General features: G+C 69.2%; 2 protein-coding genes. Both read left to right on the top strand.

From position 1 onward, the window contains the following. The coding region (locus tag G6021_RS06120; RefSeq protein WP_182610372.1) for an NADH-quinone oxidoreductase subunit K at positions 1 to 283 on the top strand (283 nt) is incomplete at its 5' end. Further along, the coding region (locus G6021_RS06115) for a monovalent cation/H+ antiporter subunit D family protein (RefSeq protein ID WP_182615841.1) at positions 280 to 1,706 on the top strand (1,427 nt) is incomplete at its 3' end. The genes G6021_RS06120 and G6021_RS06115, both read left to right, overlap by 4 nt.

Here is a 1,706-nt window from a genome sequence, read left to right as displayed (position 1 = left end):
CGGCGGCGCGTCGCGGCGCGAGGCCCCGCTGGTGGCCGACCCCGACCCGGCGCTCACCGCCGACGGACTGCCGCAGGCGTTCGTGCTCACCGCCATCGTCATCGCGTTCGCCATCACGATCTACCTGCTGGTGCTGGCGGTGATCGGCGGTGACGACGACGACACCGACGTGGGCGACCTCGACCACCTGGACCTCCTCCCGGAGGTCCCGGGGGGCGCACACCCGGAGGACCCGGAGCCCGACGAGCCGGCGAACCACGACGCGGAAGGTGTCCACCGATGATGCCGGAGTCCGTCCTCACCCTGTTCGTCGCCATCCCGCTGCTCACGGCGGGCCTGCTCATAGCCGTCGCTTCGAGAACACGCCTGGTCCTGACTGTCCTGTTCGCCGTCCTCGTGGTGCAACTGGTCGCGGCGATCGCCACCGTGGCGTGGGTGTCGGACGGTTCGGTCGTGGTGCACCAGGTCGCCCTGTGGGCGCCCGGAGTGGCCATCCCGTTCGTGCTGGACATGTTCTCGGCGCTCATGCTCACGGTGACGAGTCTGCTGACGCTCACGTGCGCGGCTTTCGCGGTCCCGGCCGGGGAGGCGTTCAAGAGGTTCTACCCGCCGTTGGTGCTCCTCGTGACCGCCGGCGTCAACGGGGCCCTGCTTACGGGGGACCTGTTCAACTTCTTCGTCTTTGTCGAGGTCATGCTCCTGCCCTCGTACGGGCTCATGATCATCACCCGGTCCGGTCGGGCCAGCGTGGCCGGTGTCGCGGCCTCGCGGCTCTACATCTCGGTCAACCTGCTCGCCTCGACCATCCTGCTGATCGGCGTGGCCCTGATCTACGGGTTGACGGGAACCGTCAACATCGCCGAACTCCACGGGGCCGCCTCGGAGAACACCGGCGTGGCCGTGGCCACCGCCCTGGTGCTCTTCGCGCTCGCGATCAAGGCCGCCGTCGTCCCCGTGCACGGGTGGCTTGCACGGGCCTACCCCAAGATGTCCCCCGCCGTGACCGCGATGTTCTCCGGCCTGCACACCAAGATCGCGATCTACGCCATCTACCGCATCTACGCGGTGATCTTCGACGGGGACCCGCGCTACCTCTGGGTGGGCGTGGTGGTGTTCTCGGCCACCATGCTGATCGGTGTGCTCGGCGCGGTGGGCGAGGCCGCCCCGCGCTCGATCCTCGCGTTCCACATGGTCAGCCAGATCGGGTACATCCTGCTCGGGGTCGCCCTTTTCGGCCCACTGGGGCTCACCGCCGGCATCTTCTATCTGCTGCACCACATGATCGTCAAGGCCGCGTTGTTCCTGGCCATCGGCGCGATCGAGGTGCGCTACGGTCCCCGGCGGCTGGGGCAACTCTCCGGACTCGCCAAGACCGAACCACTCATCGCGGTCGCCTTCTTCGCCTCCGCCATGTCGCTGGCCGGGATCCCGCCCTTCTCCGGGTTCGTGGCCAAGCTCAGCCTGATCATCGCCGCTCTCGACGCCGGCCAGATCGTCGCCGCGGCCGTCGCGGTGGCGGTCAGCATCCTCACTCTTCTGTCCATGTTGAAGATCTGGACGGGGATCTTCCTCGGCGAACCCACCGCCACCGACTCCCGCACGCTCCCGGAGGGTCTGGACCCCGCCTACTCCGATGCCCCGGGGATCCCCGACGGCCGGGACCGCGCCGGGCTCGACGCGACCGGCGGCGCCGCGAGCGGTGGCGC

Origin of the sequence: Dietzia sp. CW19, assembly GCF_014145265.1 — a bacterium.
GTDB classification, from domain to species: domain Bacteria; phylum Actinomycetota; class Actinomycetes; order Mycobacteriales; family Mycobacteriaceae; genus Dietzia; species Dietzia natronolimnaea.
Note: the sequence above shows the minus strand (reverse complement) of the source record. Positions and strands in the feature narration are given on the sequence as shown.